The organism is Halomonas sp. B23F22_10 (assembly GCF_043496975.1).
In the GTDB taxonomy this organism is placed as follows: Bacteria; Pseudomonadota; Gammaproteobacteria; order Pseudomonadales; family Halomonadaceae; genus Halomonas; species Halomonas smyrnensis.
This window is the reverse complement of record NZ_JBIEKF010000002.1, coordinates 523,613-540,053: the sequence shown is the minus strand read 5'-3', so window position 1 is coordinate 540,053 and position 16,441 is coordinate 523,613. Positions and strand designations below refer to the sequence as shown.

The window sequence follows — 16,441 nt, the reverse complement described above, 5'->3', positions numbered from 1 at the left end:
GGTCGTGGCAAGGCAAAGGTAGGTCCGCGAGTTGATAAGTTAAATCTGGATATCTTTAATCTCATGAAAGTATTTGGTTAACTTTTGCCTCGATGTCCGATCCCCTCCACGACGAACGTCCTCGACCGGAGAGCCGTGCCATGCCGACCCGCAAACAGGCCCTGTCGGGCCAGCCCAGCGATGCCGATCTGCGCCTGCTGCGTATATACCGCAAGGTCGTGGAATGCGGCGGGTTTTCCGCCGCCGAGGTGGAGCTCAACATCAGCCGCGCGGCGATCAGCATGGCCATGAACGATCTGGAGGCGCGGCTCGGCCTGCGGCTCTGCCAGCGCGGCCGCAGCGGCTTCGCCCTGACCGACGAAGGCGCCGAGGTCTATGAGGCCACCCTGCAGCTGCAGGCCGCAGTGGAAGGGTTTCGCACCCGGGTCAATGGCCTGCATGCCCGGCTCAAGGGCGAGCTCAACATCGGCATCACCGACAACCTGGTGACCATGCCGGAGATGCACATCACCGATGCGCTCAGCGCGCTCAAGGAGCGCGGGCCCGAGGTGCACATCAACATCCGCATGATTCCGCCCAGCGATATCGAGCTGGCGGTGCTGGACGGCCGCCTGCATACCGGCGTGATTCCGGCGCTCAAGACCCTGCCCGGCCTCGAGTATCTGCCGCTCTACGAGGAGCACTCCCGGCTGTATTGCGCAGCGGGTCATCCGCTGTTCGAGGCCGGCGAGGCGACGCGGGAGCGGCTGGCCGACTGCGATGCCGTGGTGCCGGCCTACGCCCAGGCGCCGGAGATCAAGGCGCTGCATGAGCCGCTCAGGGCGACCGCCTCGGCCACCGATCGCGAAGGCATCGCCTTCTTGATCCTGTCCGGCCGTTACATCGGCTACCTGCCGACCCATTACGCCGAGCGCTGGGGGCGAGACGGGCGAATGCGGGCGCTGAATCCCGAGACCTGCCGCTATGTCACCCGTTACAGCGCGATTACCCGCAAGGGGGCGCCGCCCAACCTGGTGCTGGAGAGCTACCTCGAGGAGTTGGGGCGTTTGGTGAGGCAGTGAGATCGCCGTCGTTCGGTGGTCACCCTGGCAGGGCAGAAGGGCATCTCAAGCCGGGCATCTGGACTCGTTGGCTGGGGTATCCGGGGCCGAATTCATCGCTTTCGGGCGCTTCACCGGGAGTCGGCGTGGTGTCTCCGTGGCCGGGCGGTCAGATCCTCGAGCCACGCCTGCCTGAGCACATCCTGCTTGACAAGGGATGGGGGGAGCGACTAACTGTTATATTTATTCGTATAAATACAATAATTGATTCATCGCCTGCATGATCCCTCCCGACCGGCCATGGCCATCGGGGTCGCACCGTCCCATCCAACCAGAACAAGGGGATACACGATGAGAAAGACCTTCCGCTCTCGGAAGCTCGCCATCTACGGCGGCATGTTGCTGGGCTTCGTGATGCTCGAGAGTCCGATGATCCTGGTGGCCAACCAGATCGAGCCCATGGTCATGGGCATACCCTTCTTGCTGCTCTGGAGCCTCGGCTGGTGGGCCTTTCTCACCGCCCTGTTCCTGGTGGCCTATCTCACTCACTGGGGGAGCAGCAGCCCCGCGCCGAGTGCCCGTCCCCGCGTCGAGGAGGCCGCATCATGACCGGTAGCATCCTGATCATCGCCGCCTTCATGATCATCCCGTTGATCGTGGGCGTCGTCTCGTCACGGCAGTCCCAGGACACCAGCGAGGACTTCTTCGTCCAGGGCCGTGCCATGGGCAGCATCGCCGTGTTCTTCACGGTGGCCGCCACCTGGTGGAGCGCCTTCGCCTTCCTGGGATCCAATGCCACCTTCTACACCAGTGGCCCCGTCTACTTGACGGCCCTGGCGTGGAACCTGCTGTTCGGCTTCATGTACTACTGGATCGGCAAGCGGGTCTGGTTCTTGGGCAAGCGTTTCGACTATCTGACGCCCTCCGACCTGATGGGCGACTTCTACAACAGCGAGGCCCTGCGCGTCCTGGTCGCCGTGATCACCCTGGTGTTCACCGTGCCCTACCTGCAGATCCAGCTGACCGGCGGGGCCTACCTCATCGAGGTCGCCTCCGGCGGGGTCGTGCCCTTCTGGCTCGCCGCCCTGCTGTTCTACTTCATCATCATCGTCTATGTCTGGATCGGCGGGATTCGCGCCATCGCCTGGACGGACGTGATCTACGGCGCCCTGTTGTTCTTCGGCATGATGTTCGCCGGCTATTACATCTCCGGCCAGGTGGGAGGGCCCGCGGCGATGTTCGCCCAGTTGCAGCAGTCGTCGCCCGCACACCTGACCCTGCCGGGGCCCAACGGCAACATGGGCTACAGCATGTGGTTCTCGCTGTTCGTCATCGTGGCCATCGGCGCCTTCATGGGACCGCAGATCTGGCTGCGCATGTACTCGGTGAAGAGCGGCCGGCTGTTCAACCTGATGCCCTTCCTGCTGGGCTTCGCCGCCCTGGCCTACTTCGGCTCGGTGCTGACCGGCTATACCGGCGTGCTGCTCGAGCCGGGCCTGGAAAATGCCGACCAGATCCTGCCGGTCATGCTGATGAACTATGCCCCCTACCTGCTGGCCTCCTTGATCATGGCCGCCGGCGCCGCCGCCGCCATGTCCACGGCCAATTCACAGATCCATGCGGTGTCCACGGTGGTGACCATGGACATCTACCAGCGCTACGTGAACCGTCGGGCGACTCAGGCTCGCATCGTCACCGTGGGCCGGCTGTCGCTGGTGGGCTTCTCGCTGGCCGCCTACATCATGGCCCTGACCGTGCCCGGTCTGCTGGTGACCATCGGCATCGCCGCCTTGGCCGGCACCGCCCAGTTGATCGTGCCTACCCTCGGGGCCATCACCTGGCGCCGGGCGCACCCCATGGCCGCCTTCTGGGGGCTGATCGGCGGTGTCGCCAGCGTGCTGGTCCTCACCTATGGCGCCAGCGTCAGCAATCCTCTCGGCCTGCACGCCGGCATCTGGGGGCTGTTGGTCAACGGTGGGCTGTTCGTCGGCCTGAGCCTGCTGCTGGAGCGCCGCGATCCTGAGGTGGTCGAGCGCTTCGCCGAGGCGCGCCGGGACTACGACGCCGAGTTCCACCCGGAACGTCTCGAAGACGAAGGCCATGCTGCCGGCGAGGCCGTCTCGACCCGCTGATCCCATAGCCAGGGGCCTGACGGCAGGCCCCATATCACAAGGAATCTTGCATGAGTCAGACGCCATCCCCGCGTCGTCGCCAGAAGCTGGCCGAGCTGATCAGCGATGATATCAAGCGCTGGATCGCCACCGAGGGACTGACAGAGGGCGACCGCCTGCCCAACGAGAAGACCCTGATGGAACTCTATGGATGCGCCAAGGGAACCGTGCGCGAGGCTCTCAAGATCCTCGAGGTGGAAGGCCTGATCGCCCTCAAGACCGGGCCAGGTGGCGGCGCCATCCTGCGCACGCCGAGCATGGAGCCGGCCAGTCGCATGCTGCGTAACTTCCTGCATTTCCGGTCGCTGGATGGCCATCAGGTCTATCAGCTGCGCCGCTTGCTGGAGGTGGAGATGGCGGTCTCCGTCGTCGGCCGGTTGAACGAGGAAGCGCTGACCCGCCTGGAGGACAACATGACGGCGTGCGAATGCCATCAGCTGGGCGAAGAAGATCAGCGACGCCAGCGATTCCTCGAACTGGAGTTCCACAACCTGTTGGCCCGAGCCTGTCCCAACCCGCTGCTGGCCTTCATGTGCCGCTTCCTCAACGACATGCTGCGCGATCTGGTGGTGGTCAAGAAGGCCTACTTGCCCGAGCGCAAGCAGTTCGATGAGGCCAATCACCGCTATCACCAGGAGCTGGTCGAGGCCTTCCGTGCCGAGGACGTCGAGCGGGTGCGGCGGCTGATGGACGAGCACATGCGCGATGCCGAGTTCCACATGTCGGCCCTGGAGGCGGAAGTGGCCGACCAGATGCTGATTTCCCAGGACGCTCTCGCCACCGTAGCCGATGCCTCGCCCCTGCGGCGGCTCGTCGATCCGACGCGCTGAGGTCGCGCCCCGATTGCCCATCACAATGACAACGAGGAACATGCATGACTATCGCCCAACTCGACGCCGTTGAGACACTGCGCACCGATCGCGAAGGCCTCTGGCAGGCCTTGATGGAGCTCGCCAGCCTGGGGGCGACCCCCAAGGGAGGCGTCAATCGCCAGGCCCTCACCGAGCTGGATCGCCAGGCCCGCGACCTGTTCATTCGCTGGTGCCGGGACGAAGGCTTGAGCATTCGTGTCGATGCCATCGGCAACATCTTCGCCCGACGTCCGGGGCGGGACCCGAATAGCCCGGTGGTGATGACCGGCAGCCATATCGACACGCAGCCCACCGGCGGCAAGTTCGATGGCTGCTATGGAGTGCTGGCCGGGCTCGAGGTCATTCGTACCCTCAACCGCCATGGCGTCCAGACCGAGGCGCCGGTCGAGGTGGTCGTCTGGACCAACGAGGAGGGCTGCCGGTTCCCGCCCTGCATGATGGGGTCGGGGGTGTTCACCGGGCAGCTGTCGCTGGACGAGATGTTGGCCCAGGTCGATGACGATGGCGTCCGCGTCGATGAGGCCCTGGGAGCCATCGGCTACCGCGGGGACGACCGCGTGGACCACGGGGCTATCAAGGCCTTCTTCGAGGCGCATATCGAGCAGGGACCGATCCTCGAGGATACCGGCAACACCGTGGGGGTGGTGATCGGGGCCCTGGGGCAGAAATGGTTCGACCTCAGGCTCACCGGCCAGGAGGCTCATGCCGGCCCCACGCCCATGGACCTGCGTCGCGATGCCATGCTGGGCGCCGCCGAGATCACCCAGGCCGTCAACCGCATCGCCAATGCCCATCAGCCCCATGGCCGTGGCACCGTCGGCTCGCTGCAGCTGCATCCCGGCTCGCGCAACGTCATTCCCGGCGAGGTCCGAATGACCATCGACCTGCGTCACCTCGACCCCGGGACGCTGGCGCGCATGACCGACGAACTGCGCCGAGTGGTGGACGAGACGAGCCGGCGCCATGGCCTGGACGCCGAGCTCACGCCGACCGCTGATTTCGCCCCCGAGCGTTTCGCCGATGGCTGCGTTGAGGCGGTGCGCCATGCCGCCGAGCGGCTCGGTTGCTCGCACCTGGAGGTCGTCAGCGGCGCCGGCCACGACGCCATCTTCCTGGGGCGTGTCGCGCCAGCCGGGATGATCTTCGTGCCCTGCGAGAACGGCATCAGCCACAACGAGAGCGAGAACGCCACCCCGGAGGACCTGCATGACGGCTGTAACGTCCTGTTGCATGCCATGCTGGAACAGGCGGTCGTTGTCTCGAGCGAGGAGGAGTGACGTGCCCATGACGACCACCGACTCACCCACCGAGCTTGCCGAGCTGAGCGCCAGCGAGGCCCTGGCGTTGTTTCGGCGTGGCGCCCTCTCGCCCGTCGAGCTGACAGAAGATTGCCTGGCACGCATCGAGCGCGACAACCCGGCGGTGAACGCCTTCGCCCATGTGGATGGCGAGCGGGCCCTGGCCGCCGCTCGTGACTCCGAGGCCCGCTGGCACGCCGGCCGCCCCTGTGGCGCCCTCGATGGCGTTCCGACGACCATCAAGGACCTGACCCTGACGGTGGGCATGCCGACGCGACTGGGCTCGACCACCACCTCGCCGCAGGGGCCCTGGGACACCGATGCGCCGGTCAGTCGCCACCTGAAGGAGGCCGGTGCGGTGGTTCTCGGCAAGACGACGTCCCCGGAATTCGGCTGGAAGGGGGTCACCGATAATCCCCTGCACGGCATCACGCGCAATCCCTGGGACACGCGCCTGACGCCTGGGGGGTCCTCGGGCGGCGCGGCCGCGGCGGCGGCCCTGAACCTGGGCCTGCTGCACCAGGGCAGCGATGCCGGCGGCTCGATCCGTATTCCCTGCGGCTTTACCGGTACCTTCGGCATCAAGCCCACCTTCGGCTGGGTGCCCCAGTGGCCCGCCAGCGCCATGGGCACCCTGTCCCACCTTGGGCCGATGACCCGCACCGCGGCCGACAGTGCCCTGATGCTGAGCGTCATGGCAAGGCCGGATGCCCGCGACGGCTACCTGGGCAATCCTCGGGCCGAGGACTGGCTGGCTCAGCCGCCGACCTCGCTGAAGGGGTGGCGAATCGCCTACAGCCCGGACCTGGGTTATGTGAACGTCGCCCCGGATATCGCCGCTCGAGTGCGAAGCGCCGTCGGGCTGTTGCGGGAGCTGGGCGCCACCGTGGAGGAGGTGCATCCCGGCTTCGAGGACCCCCGGAGGATCTTCGACACCCTGTGGTTCGCCGGTGCGAGCCAGGCGCTGGAGCGGCTGGATGAGACACAGCGGGCGGCCCTGGATCCTGGTTTTCTGGATATCGCCCGGCGAGGCCAGGACATCTCGATGCGCGACTATCTCGCCGCCCAGCGAGAGCGAGAGCGCCTCGTCGCGCGCATGCAGGCCTTCCACGAGCGATACGACCTGCTGGTGACTCCGACCCTGCCGCTGGCACCCTTCGAGGCGGGCCACAATGTGCCGCCGGAGGGACCTTACCGGGACTGGATGGACTGGACGCCCTTCAGCTACCCCTTCAACCTCACCCAGCAGCCCGCCGCCTCCTTGCCCTGCGGCCTGGATGACCAGGGCCTGCCGGCGGGCCTGCACCTGGTGGGGCCCCGCTTCCGGGACCTGAACGTGCTGCACGCCGCCCGTCTGCTGGAACATCGGCTGCCGCCCTGTCCACTGCCGGGAAGGTCCAGGGGCTGATCCGGTCGCCCGTGCCCGGCCGGGTGAGCAGAGATCGCTTTACCGTGGTGATGCGTGAGCGAATACGACTGGCGCTACTCGAACAGCTCGCCCTGGCGCCGCGGCGGCCGGAAGGACGCGCAGTCCAGGGACGGCAGGCCGGGGAAATCAAGCCGCCGGTGGGCCTGGCGGAAGCGCTGGTCCAGCAGGTCGGCGAACACGCCCTGGCCGCGCATGCGGTGGCCGAAGCGGGCGTCGTAGTCGCGCCCGCCGCGGCACTGGCGGACCAGGCTCATCACCTTGGCCGCGCGCTCGGGGTAGTGCTGGGTCAGCCAGTCCTCGAACAGCGGCGCCACCTCTCGGGGCAAGCGCAGCAGCATCCAGCGCGCATCCATGGCGCCGGCGTCTCTGGCGGCGCCCATCAGCCGCTCCAGCTCGTGATCGGTCAGCCCCGGAATCACCGGCGAGATCAGGGTGCCTACCGGCACGCCGGCCTCGGCCAGCCGGTCGATCATCCTCAGGCGCGTCGCCGGTGAGGCGGCGCGTGGTTCCAGGCTGCACTTCAGGTCGGTGTCCAGGCTGGTCAGGCTGACCAGCACCCTGACCAGGCGGCGGCGGGCCAGCTCGCCCAGCAGGTCCAGGTCGCGCAGGATCAGCGCCCCCTTGGTCACCAGGGTGACCGGGTGGCGGCAGGCGAGCAGGCTCTCCAGCAGGCGCCTCGTGGTGCCGCGTTCGGCCTCGAGGGGCTGGTAGGCATCGGTGTTGCCGGCCAGGTTGATCGGGCGACACACATAGCCGGGATGGGCCAGCTCTTCCTCGAGTCGCTCGACCAGGCCCTGGCGGGCGATCAGCCGTGTCTCGAAGTCGAGCCCGGGGGAGAGGTCCCAGTAGGCGTGGCTGGGGCGTGCATAGCAGTAGATACAGCCGTGCTCGCAGCCCCGATAGGGGTTAAGCGAGCGATCGAAGGGCAGGTCCGGCGAACGGTTCCAGGCCAGGGCGCTGCGCGACCGCTCCTCGGCGACCTCGGTGGCCAGCCGTGCGGGCACGGCATCCTGCCACCAGCCGTCGTCCACGGCCTCGACCCGCGTCGGCGCGAAGCGATTGTCGGGATCGAAGGTGGCGCCGCGGCCCTTGCGGACCAGGGCGTCTCGGGAAGGCGTCGCCATGCCGGGCTCCTTTTCTGTATCTATGTACAGTATAGGTGGCTCCCGTCATCACGACAAAGCGTTGGCCGGGGGCTCGTCTGCCACCGATCGCTTCGACGTTGGTGAGCGCCGCCCTTGCCGTCGCGCAGGCGATGCCAGGGGCGAGTCGTGGAAGGGCCGTGTCGATGAGGCGGAGGCTGACGGATGGGCGGCGGGCGCCACCCATCCCGACGGCGCGAGGGAAGACTTATCCGGGAACACCCTGACTGCGCAGGTAATCGTCATAACTGCCACTAAAATCGACGATGCCGTCGTCTTTCATCTCGATGATGCGCGTGGCCAGCGAGCCGACGAATTCCCGGTCGTGACTGACAAAGATCAACGTGCCGGCATAGTGTTCCAGTGCCAGATTGAGCGCTTCGATGGACTCCATGTCCAGGTGGTTCGTGGGCTCATCCATGATCAGCACATTGGGCTGTTGCAGGATGAGCTTGCCGAACAGCATGCGCCCCTGTTCGCCACCCGAGATGACCTTCACCGACTTGCCGATGTCGTCATTGGAGAACAGCATCCGGCCCAGAGCGCCGCGCACGGTCTGCTCACCGCCGGTCGTCCATTGCTGCATCCATTCGAACAGCGTCTCGCCGCCCTCGAAATCCGCCGCGTGGTCCTGCGCGAAGTAACCGACGTCGGCGGCATCGGTCCATCTGGCTTCGCCGGCATCCGGCGTCATGCTGCCCACCAGGCAGTTGAGCAGGGTGGTCTTGCCGATGCCGTTGGGGCCGATGATGGCGATCCGTTCGCCGGCCTCGACGCGCAGGCCGAGTCGCTCGAACAGGACGTTATCGCCCCAGGCCTTGGAGAGATCTTCCACCGAGAGCGCCTGGCGATGGATCTTCTTGTTCTGCTCGAAGCGAATGAACGGGCTGACGCGCGAGGAGGGCTTGATCTCCTCGAGTTGGATCTTGTCGATCTTGCGCTGCCGCGACGTGGCCTGCTTGGCCTTTGAGGCATTGGCCGAGAAGCGGCTGACGAATTGCTGCAGCTCGGCGATTTCCGCCTTCTTCTTGGCATTTTCGGCATGCAGGCGCTCGCGCGCCTGGGTAGCGGCGGTCATGTACTCGTCGTAGTTGCCCGGAAACAGCTGCAGCTCGCCGTAGTCCAGGTCCGCCATGTGCGTGCAGACACTGTTCAGGAAGTGGCGATCGTGGGAGATGATGATCATGGTCGACGAGCGTGCCTTGAGGATGTCCTCCAGCCAGCGAATCGTGTTGATATCGAGGTGGTTGGTCGGCTCATCGAGCAGCAGCACGTCGGGGTCGCTGAACAGCGCCTGGGCCAGCAGCACGCGGAGCTTCCAGCCTGGCGCGACAACGCTCATCGGCTGGTCGTGCTGCTCGAGGGGAATGCCCAGGCCCAGCAGCAGCTCGCCGGCACGGGCCTCGGCGGTATAGCCATCGAGTTCGGCGAAACGCACCTCGAGATCGGCGACCGCCATGCCATCCTCTTCACTCATCTCGGCCTGGGAGTAGATGCGCTCACGCTCCGCGGCGACGCGCCAGAGTTCTTCGTTGCCCATGATCACCGTATCGATGACACGCTCGTCCTCGAAGGCGAACTGGTCCTGGCGCAACTTGCCCAGGCGGGTGGTGGCCTCCTTCATCACCTGACCGCTGGTCGGTTCGAGGTCGCCCCCGAGGATCTTCATCAGGGTCGACTTGCCACAGCCGTTGGCCCCGATCAGGCCGTAGCGGTGGCCCTGGCCGAATTTGACGGAAACGTTTTCGAACAGCGGCTTGGGGCCAAACTGCATGGTGATGTTGGCGGTAGAGAGCACGGCGGAGTATCTCGCGGGAGGAATCATGAATGAGAGACTTGGGCCGGCACGGCAAGGGGCTTCGACCAAAGTGGAGGGCGCATTGTACGTGCCGGACCGCGTGGCTATCTACACGCCCGTCGACTGGCCGTGTCGGCTCGGCAGCCAGCCGACTCCAGGGCGGGCTCATGCCTCGACCTCGAGCCACGCTCCCCCGCGAGGGGTAACGCGCGATGACGGGTGGCTGCCCGCGCAGCGGCCAGGGAGCGTTGGCGGTGGGGAGGCGTCGCCATGTCGGGCTCCTTTGCCGTAGCCAGTTACGGCATGGGCGTCTCCCGTCATCCCGATAAAGCGTTGGCCGGGGAACTCGGGCGGGGGTGCGGGGTTCCACACTGTCGCGAGGGCGCCCCGGACGAGCCCGGGGCCGTGATGGATGCCACTGACAAGGAACCCGTTATGAAGCGACGCGATTTCCTCAAACTCACCGGGGCGCTCGGCGGCAGCGGCCTGTTGCCGATGGGTAGCGTGCTGGCGGCGACGCGGGAGGCTCGGCCGAGCGGTGACGGCGAGCCCTTCGACTATGCCTGGCTCAAGGGGCTGGCCCGAGAGCTTTCCGCGCGGCCGCCGCGTGAACATGCCATCGAGCTGCCCGCGCCGATTCGGGGGCTCGACTGGGACGCCTACCAGGCGATCCGCTATCGGCCCGAGCGGGCGCTGTGGGCCGGGGACCCGGGAACGGAGTTCCGCGCCCAGCTGTTCCATCTGGGGCTCCATTACCGGACGCCGGTGCGCATCTACGAGGTCGTCCAGGGCCGGGCCCATGAGCTCGCCTATGCCGCCGAGCGCTTCGATTTCGGCGAGTCGGGCATCGAATCGGAGCGCCTGCCCGAGGATCTCGGCTACGCCGGGTTCCGGCTCCACCATCGTGACGACTGGCAGCGCGACGTCGCCGCCTTCCTGGGGGCCAGCTACTTCCGGGCGGTGAGCGACTCCCTGCAGTACGGCATGTCGGCCCGCGGCCTGGCCATCGACACGGCCACCGCCACCGGCGAGGAGGAGTTCCCCGATTTCACCCGCTTCTGGCTGGAGCGCCCCGAGGGCGGCGAGGCGCGGGTCATCGTCCATGCGCTGCTCGAATCGGCCAGCGTCACCGGCGCCTACCGCTTCGTGATCACCGAGGACGAGGGTGTGGTCATGGACATCGATGCCGCCCTCTATCCGCGACGCACCATCGAGCGGCTCGGGGTGGCGCCGCTGACCAGCATGTACATGGTCGGCGAGAACGATCGCGGCGCCGACTGGGACTGGCGGCCGGAGATCCACGACTCCGATGGCCTGTCGATCCATTCGGGTAACGGCGAATGGCTATGGCGACCGCTCGCCAATCCTGACCGGCTGCGCTTCAACGCCTTCGGCGACCGCTCGCCTCGCGGCTTCGGGCTGCTGCAGCGGGATCGCGACTTCGACCATTACCAGGACGACGGCGTCTTCTACGACCGGCGGCCCGGCGTCTGGATCGAGCCGAAGGGCGACTGGGGCGAGGGGGCGATACAGCTGGTCGAGCTGCCCACCCTCGACGAGACCTTCGACAACATCGTCGCCTTCTGGAACCCGGCCAGACCCGCCGAGCCCGGCGAGGAGCTGCTGTTCGGCTATCGGCTCAGCTGGTGCGACACCTCGCCCGCCCGGCCGTCGCTGGCGCGCTGCGTGGCGACCCGCACCGGACTCGGCGGCGTGGTCGGCCAGCGTCGCGACTATTACAGCCGGCGCTTCGTGGTCGACTTCGCCGGCGGGCCGCTGCCGCTGGGCGAGGATGCCGAGGTCGAACCCGTCATCGACGCCTCCGATGGACGCGTCGAGATCGCCTCGGCCCGCCCGCTGGACGCCATCGATGGCTACCGCGCCAGGTTCGACGTGGTGCCCCCCGACGATGGCACCGAGCCCATCACCCTGCGGCTCTACCTGAAGCGCGGCGATCAACCCCTGACCGAGACCTGGCTCTACGAGTGGACGCCGCCGCCCGCCGAAGAGCGCAAGCTGCGCAATCCCGGGCACCTCTAGGGGGAGCTCGCGCCGGGGCGCGGGTGGTCGCCCGAGCGGGCGGTGGCCGATGGGCCTCCGCCTTGCCGGGGCCTCTGGTAGGATGGGCGCCTCGCCAAGGACGCCCGGAGACGCCCCGTGACCGACGCCATGCCGCCCATTCCCGCGCCCGACACCGCCCGTGCCGGGCGCGTGGCCTGCTATCTCGACACCCTGACCAAGCCCCCGGGGAGTCTGGGGCGCCTCGAGGCCCTGGCGGTGAGCCTGGCGGCGATCACCGGCGAGGACTTCCCCCGAGTTGGCCCGCCCGGGGTGGTGGTGTTCGCCGCCGACCACGGCGTGGCGGCCGAGGGCGTCTCGGCCTTTCCCCAGGCCGTGACCGCCCAGATGGTGGCCAATTTCGTCGCCGGCGGGGCGGCCATCAACGCCTTCGCGCGGCGCATCGGCGCGAGACTCGAGGTGGTCGACGTGGGCGTGGCCAATGCGCTGCCCGCCGAGGGCGTGGTTCGGGAGCGCATCCGCCCAGGCACCGGCAATCTGGCCCGCGAGGACGCCATGCGCCGAGACGAGGCGCTGGCCGCCATCGCCGTCGGTCGTCGCGCCACCGAGCGGGCCGCTGAGGCGGGTTGCCGCTGTTTGATCGCCGGCGAGATGGGCATCGCCAACACCACCGCCAGCAGCGCCATGCTGGCGGCGCTGACCGGGGTGCCCGTCGCCGAGCTGGTCGGCCCCGGCACCGGCGTGGCCGGCGAGGCGCTGGCCCACAAGCGCGCGGTGATCGAGGCGGCGCTTGCCGCGCGTGCGGCCGATCCCGCCGATCCGCTGGATGTGCTGGTGAAGATCGGCGGGCTCGAGATCGCCGCCATGGTCGGGGCCTACCGGGAAGCGGCGGCGAGGCGCCTGCCGATCCTCGTCGACGGCTTCATCGCCACCGTGGCCGCGCTGACCGCCTGCCGGCTCGACCCGGCGCTGCGCCCCTACCTGATCTTCGGCCATCGCTCCCACGAGCCCGGCCATGCCCATGCCCTGGCGGCGCTCGACGCCGAGCCGCTGCTGGCCATGGAGCTGCGCCTGGGGGAGGGCAGCGGCGCGGCCCTGGCCTTCCCGCTGCTCGAGGCGGCCACGGCGATGCTCGCCGAGATGGCCACCTTCGACGGCGCCGGCGTCGACGATCGCAGCGAGCACAATGATCATGAAGAACACAACGATCGTGAAGAAGAAAACGATCGTGAAGGAAAAGGCGAGAGGCCCCGAGCATGACGCTGGACCCGCTGTCCTGGGAGCTACTGGCGCTGGTAGCGGCGGCGCTGGCCATCGACCTCGCGCTGGGCGACCCGGCCTGGCTGCCGCATCCGGTGGTGGGCATCGGCCGGGCGATCGCCAGGCTCGAGCGCGCCTGGAACCATGGCCCCGCCGAGGCCCGCCGTCGGCGCGGCCTATGGTTGGCGGTGGCGGTGGTCGGCGGCACCTGGGCGCTGGCCTGGGGTCTGCTGACGGTGCTGGCCTGGTGGTCGCCGGCGCTGTCGCTCGCCGCCGAGCTCGCGCTGCTGGCCACGGCCTTCGCCACCCGCGGGCTCGCCCAGGCGGCCCGGGCGGTGGCCGAGCCGCTCGGGCAGGGCGACCTGCCGGCGGCGCGCCGCGCGCTGGGCGGCATCGTCGGCCGCGATACCGAGGCGCTGGACGAGGCGGGGCTTTCCCGCGGCGCGGTGGAGACCGTGGCCGAGAACACCGTGGACGGCATCACCGCCCCGCTTTGCTGGGCGCTGATCGGCGGCGCGCCCCTGGCGCTGGCCTACAAGGCGGTCAACACGCTGGATTCCATGGTCGGCTATCGCAGCCCGCGCTATGAGGACTTCGGCCGCGCCTCGGCGCGCCTGGACGACGCCGTCAACTGGGTGCCGGCGCGGCTCACGGCCCTGGCCATGTGGCTGGCCGCGCGGCTCGTCGTCGGCGGCCGCACGCAGGGCGCCATGGCCGCCACCCGCCGCGAGGCGCCGCGGCACCCGAGCCCCAACGCCGGCTGGCCCGAGGCCATGGTGGCGCACCTGCTGGGCGTCCAGCTCGGCGGGCTCAACCACTACGACGGGCGGCCCTCGCATCGCGCCGTCCTCGGCCCGGCGCGGGAGCCGCTGAAGGTTTCCCATATCGAGCGTGCCATCCGCCACATGCACGGCGGCTGGCTGGGCGTGCTGGCGCTGCTGGCGCTCCTGGTGCTGCTGCGGGAGTGGCTGGCATGACGGCACCGGTCAGAACGGAAAACGCGCCGGACTGGCCGGCCCACGGCGGGCGCATCGCGCCGCTGCTGGCACGCCACGGCCTGCCCGCCGATCACCCGGTGATCGACTTCAGCGCCAACCTCAATCCGCTGGGGCCGCCGCCCTGGCTCGGCGACTGGCTGAGCGATCGGCTGAGTGAGCCGCCGGGCGGCGAGTGGCTCTCCCGCTATCCGGACCCGGACGACGACCGGGCGCGGCGGGCCATCGCCGCCCACGACGGTGTGGCGCCGGAGCGGGTGCTGGTCACCAACGGCGGCATCGAGGCGATTCATCTCGCCGCCGCGCGGCACGCCGGCGGCCGCGCCCTGGTGATCGAGCCGACCTTCTGCGAGTACGCCCTGGCCTGCGGTCGGCACGGTCTTTCCGTCGAGCGGCTGGCGCTGGAGACGCCCGAGTTCCGGCTCGATCTCGACGCCGCCGAGGCCGCCCTGGCCGGCGTCGAGATCGCCTTCCTGTGCCGGCCCAACAACCCCAGCGGCACGCTGATTCCCCGCGCCGACGTCGAGCGGCTGCTGGCGCTGGCCGACGAGACCGGCACCACCCTGGTGGTGGACGAGGCCTTCGTCGACTTCACCGAGCGTGAAGAACGGCTGACGCCGCTGCTCGAGCGCTCGAGCCACCTGCTGCTGCTGCGCTCGCTGACCAAACTCTATGACGTGCCCGGGCTCCGGCTCGGCTACCTGCTCGGCGCCCCCGAGGCCGTCGCGCGGCTGGCCGAGCTGCAGATGCCGTGGAGCGTCAACGCCCTGGCCCTGGGGCTGGCGGCGCCGCTGCTCGCCGACCGTGACTATCTGGCCCGCACCCGGGCCTGGCTCGCCGCCGAGCGCGACCTTCCCGAACGCGTGCGGGCGCTGGGCTTCACGGTGCCCCAGACCCACGCCAACTTCCTGCTGCTGCGCGGCGGAGCGGACGCCGAGGAAGCGGCGGCGCTGTTCGCCTTCCTGCTCGAGCGCGGGCTGCTGGCCCGCCACACTCACGGCTTCCCCGGGCTCGACGGCGCCTGGCTGCGCCTGGCGCTGCGCGGTGGCGACGACAACGCCCGGATGCTCGAGGCCCTGGCGGCGTGGCGGCGGCCATGATCGCCTTCGTCTCCGGCGGGGCCCGCTCCGGCAAGAGCGGCGTGGCCGAGGCGCTGGTCGGCGAGTGGCAGTCGGCCCGCGGCGGCGCGCGCTTCTATCTCGCCACCGCCCGGGCCGGCGACGCCGAGATGGCCGCCCGCATCGCCCGCCACCGCCGCGAGCGCGGCGACGGCTGGCTGACCCTGGAGCCGCCGCTGGCCTTCGCCGGGGCGCTCACCGCGATGCCCCCGGGCAGCACGGTGCTGCTCGACTGCCTGACCCTGTGGGCCAGCCGGGTGATGTTCGAGGCCGGGCTCTCGGAGGCCGAGGGGCGGGCGATACTCTCGGTGGGGCTCGACGAGGCCCGCCGCCGCGACCTCGCCCTGGTGGTGGTCTCCAACGACCTCAACGAGGATCTACCGCCCCGCGATGCCCTGGTGTGGCGCTATCTGGCCTTCCTGCAGGCCCTGCATCGCGACCTGGCCGCGGCGTCGGACCGCGTGATCGAAGTGGTGGCCGGCCGCGCCATCGACTGGAAAGGAGACGATTCATGAGGGACGCGGGCTTCGGGGCGCTCTTGGCGATCCAGTTCCTTACTCGGCTGCCGGTGACGCTGTCCTGCCCCTGGACGCCGGCCACCCGGCGCTGGGCGGCGCGGGCCTATCCGCTGGTCGGCGCGCTGGTGGGGGCGATCGTGGCCGCCGTCGGCACCCTGCTCGAGGGCCTGCTGCCCCTGCCGCTGCTGGCGCTTTCGCTGCTCAGCCTGTGGGTGGCGCTGACCGGCGGGCTGCACCTCGACGGCCTGATGGACCTGGCCGACGCGCTCGGCAGCAACGCCCCGCTCGAGAAGCGCTGGGCGATCATGAAGGACCCGCAGGTCGGCAGCTTCGGCATGCTGGCGCTGGTCTTCCAGCTGGCCTGGAAGGCGGCGCTGCTGTGGGCGCTGCTGGCGGCCGGGGCGAGCCCCTGGTGGCTGGTGCCGGTGGTGGCGCTGGGGCGGCTGGCCGCGGTCGGCCTGCTGGTGAGCCAGCCCGCCGCCCGCGCCGAGGGCCTGGCCCATGCCTGGCAGCAGAGCCTCGGCTGGCGCGACCTGGTGCTGGCCGCGTTGCCGGCGCTGGCGTGTCTCGTTTTCGTGCCCGGTCTGGGCTGGCTGCTTGCCGGAATCGCGGGCTTCGTCATCATCTACGGCCGGGCGGTGCGCCGGGCCTTCGGCGGCATCAACGGCGACATCGTCGGCGCCGCCATCGAGGGAGGAGAACTATGGCTGCTGCTGATCGCCTGGAGCTGGTGGTCGTTCGTCATGGCCTGACGAGCCGGGCCTGTGAAGAGGGAGAGCGT

The 16,441-nt window shown here is 69.0% G+C and carries 14 protein-coding genes; 12 read left to right on the top strand and 2 right to left on the bottom strand.

What is annotated here, in order from left to right; all coding sequences use genetic code 11:
* Positions 1–140 precede the first annotated feature (140 nt).
* The 6 genes from ACGTNF_RS06620 (at position 141) to ACGTNF_RS06595 (ending at position 6,789) form a co-directional block, all read left to right on the top strand.
* Positions 141–1,061 carry a LysR family transcriptional regulator gene (locus ACGTNF_RS06620; protein ID WP_394601007.1) on the top strand — a complete coding sequence of 307 codons (921 nt, stop codon included), beginning with the start codon at positions 141–143 and terminating at the stop codon, positions 1,059–1,061.
* A 330-nt stretch (positions 1,062–1,391) separates the two neighbouring features.
* Positions 1,392–1,649 carry a hypothetical protein gene (locus tag ACGTNF_RS06615; protein WP_394601006.1) on the top strand — a complete coding sequence of 86 codons (258 nt, stop codon included), beginning with the start codon at positions 1,392–1,394 and terminating at the stop codon, positions 1,647–1,649.
* The gene (locus tag ACGTNF_RS06610) at positions 1,646–3,172 is read left to right on the top strand and encodes a sodium:solute symporter family protein (protein ID WP_016853852.1); all 1,527 of its coding nucleotides are present in this window, start codon (positions 1,646–1,648) and stop codon (positions 3,170–3,172) included. Before ACGTNF_RS06615 ends, ACGTNF_RS06610 begins: the two co-directional genes overlap by 4 nt.
* Before the next feature lie 50 nt (positions 3,173–3,222).
* On the top strand, positions 3,223–4,041 hold the full coding sequence (locus ACGTNF_RS06605; protein WP_394601005.1) for a FadR/GntR family transcriptional regulator: 819 nt from the start codon (positions 3,223–3,225) through the stop codon (positions 4,039–4,041).
* A gap of 44 nt (positions 4,042–4,085) precedes the next feature.
* On the top strand, positions 4,086–5,360 hold the full coding sequence (locus ACGTNF_RS06600) for a Zn-dependent hydrolase (RefSeq protein WP_394601004.1): 1,275 nt from the start codon (positions 4,086–4,088) through the stop codon (positions 5,358–5,360).
* 7 nt (positions 5,361–5,367) lie between these two features.
* Entirely contained in the window at positions 5,368–6,789 is a 1,422-nt protein-coding gene (locus tag ACGTNF_RS06595; RefSeq protein WP_394601003.1) for an amidase, read from the top strand.
* 74 nt (positions 6,790–6,863) lie between these two features.
* On the opposite strand, the gene ACGTNF_RS06590 is transcribed toward ACGTNF_RS06595, so the two are convergent.
* Positions 6,864–7,934, bottom strand: a complete 1,071-nt coding sequence (locus tag ACGTNF_RS06590; protein WP_394601002.1) for a PA0069 family radical SAM protein — start codon at positions 7,932–7,934, stop codon at positions 6,864–6,866.
* A gap of 226 nt (positions 7,935–8,160) precedes the next feature.
* A complete protein-coding gene (locus tag ACGTNF_RS06585) occupies positions 8,161–9,750 on the bottom strand; it encodes an ABC-F family ATPase (RefSeq protein WP_016853847.1) in 1,590 nt (529 codons plus the stop codon).
* Between the two features lie 435 nt (positions 9,751–10,185).
* Between ACGTNF_RS06585 and ACGTNF_RS06580 the strand changes: the two genes are divergently transcribed.
* The 6 genes from ACGTNF_RS06580 to cobS all read left to right on the top strand — a co-directional run bounded on the left by ACGTNF_RS06580 (position 10,186) and on the right by cobS (position 16,412).
* Positions 10,186–11,790, top strand: a complete 1,605-nt coding sequence (locus ACGTNF_RS06580; protein ID WP_394601001.1) for an OpgD/OpgG family glucan biosynthesis protein — start codon at positions 10,186–10,188, stop codon at positions 11,788–11,790.
* Between the two features lie 129 nt (positions 11,791–11,919).
* Positions 11,920–13,029, top strand: coding sequence for a nicotinate-nucleotide--dimethylbenzimidazole phosphoribosyltransferase (cobT, locus tag ACGTNF_RS06575; RefSeq protein ID WP_394601081.1), 1,110 nt, complete (start codon positions 11,920–11,922; stop codon positions 13,027–13,029).
* Positions 13,026–14,006, top strand: a complete 981-nt coding sequence (cbiB, locus tag ACGTNF_RS06570; RefSeq protein WP_394601000.1) for an adenosylcobinamide-phosphate synthase CbiB — start codon at positions 13,026–13,028, stop codon at positions 14,004–14,006. Before cobT ends, cbiB begins: the two co-directional genes overlap by 4 nt.
* Positions 14,003–15,124 carry a threonine-phosphate decarboxylase CobD gene (gene cobD, locus ACGTNF_RS06565; RefSeq protein ID WP_394600999.1) on the top strand — a complete coding sequence of 374 codons (1,122 nt, stop codon included), beginning with the start codon at positions 14,003–14,005 and terminating at the stop codon, positions 15,122–15,124. The genes cbiB and cobD overlap by 4 nt, the downstream gene beginning before the upstream one ends.
* The gene (locus tag ACGTNF_RS06560) at positions 15,121–15,657 is read left to right on the top strand and encodes a bifunctional adenosylcobinamide kinase/adenosylcobinamide-phosphate guanylyltransferase (RefSeq protein WP_394600998.1); all 537 of its coding nucleotides are present in this window, start codon (positions 15,121–15,123) and stop codon (positions 15,655–15,657) included. The genes cobD and ACGTNF_RS06560 overlap by 4 nt, the downstream gene beginning before the upstream one ends.
* The gene (gene cobS, locus ACGTNF_RS06555) at positions 15,654–16,412 is read left to right on the top strand and encodes an adenosylcobinamide-GDP ribazoletransferase (protein ID WP_394600997.1); all 759 of its coding nucleotides are present in this window, start codon (positions 15,654–15,656) and stop codon (positions 16,410–16,412) included. Before ACGTNF_RS06560 ends, cobS begins: the two co-directional genes overlap by 4 nt.
* The last annotated feature ends 29 nt before the right edge of the window (positions 16,413–16,441 follow it).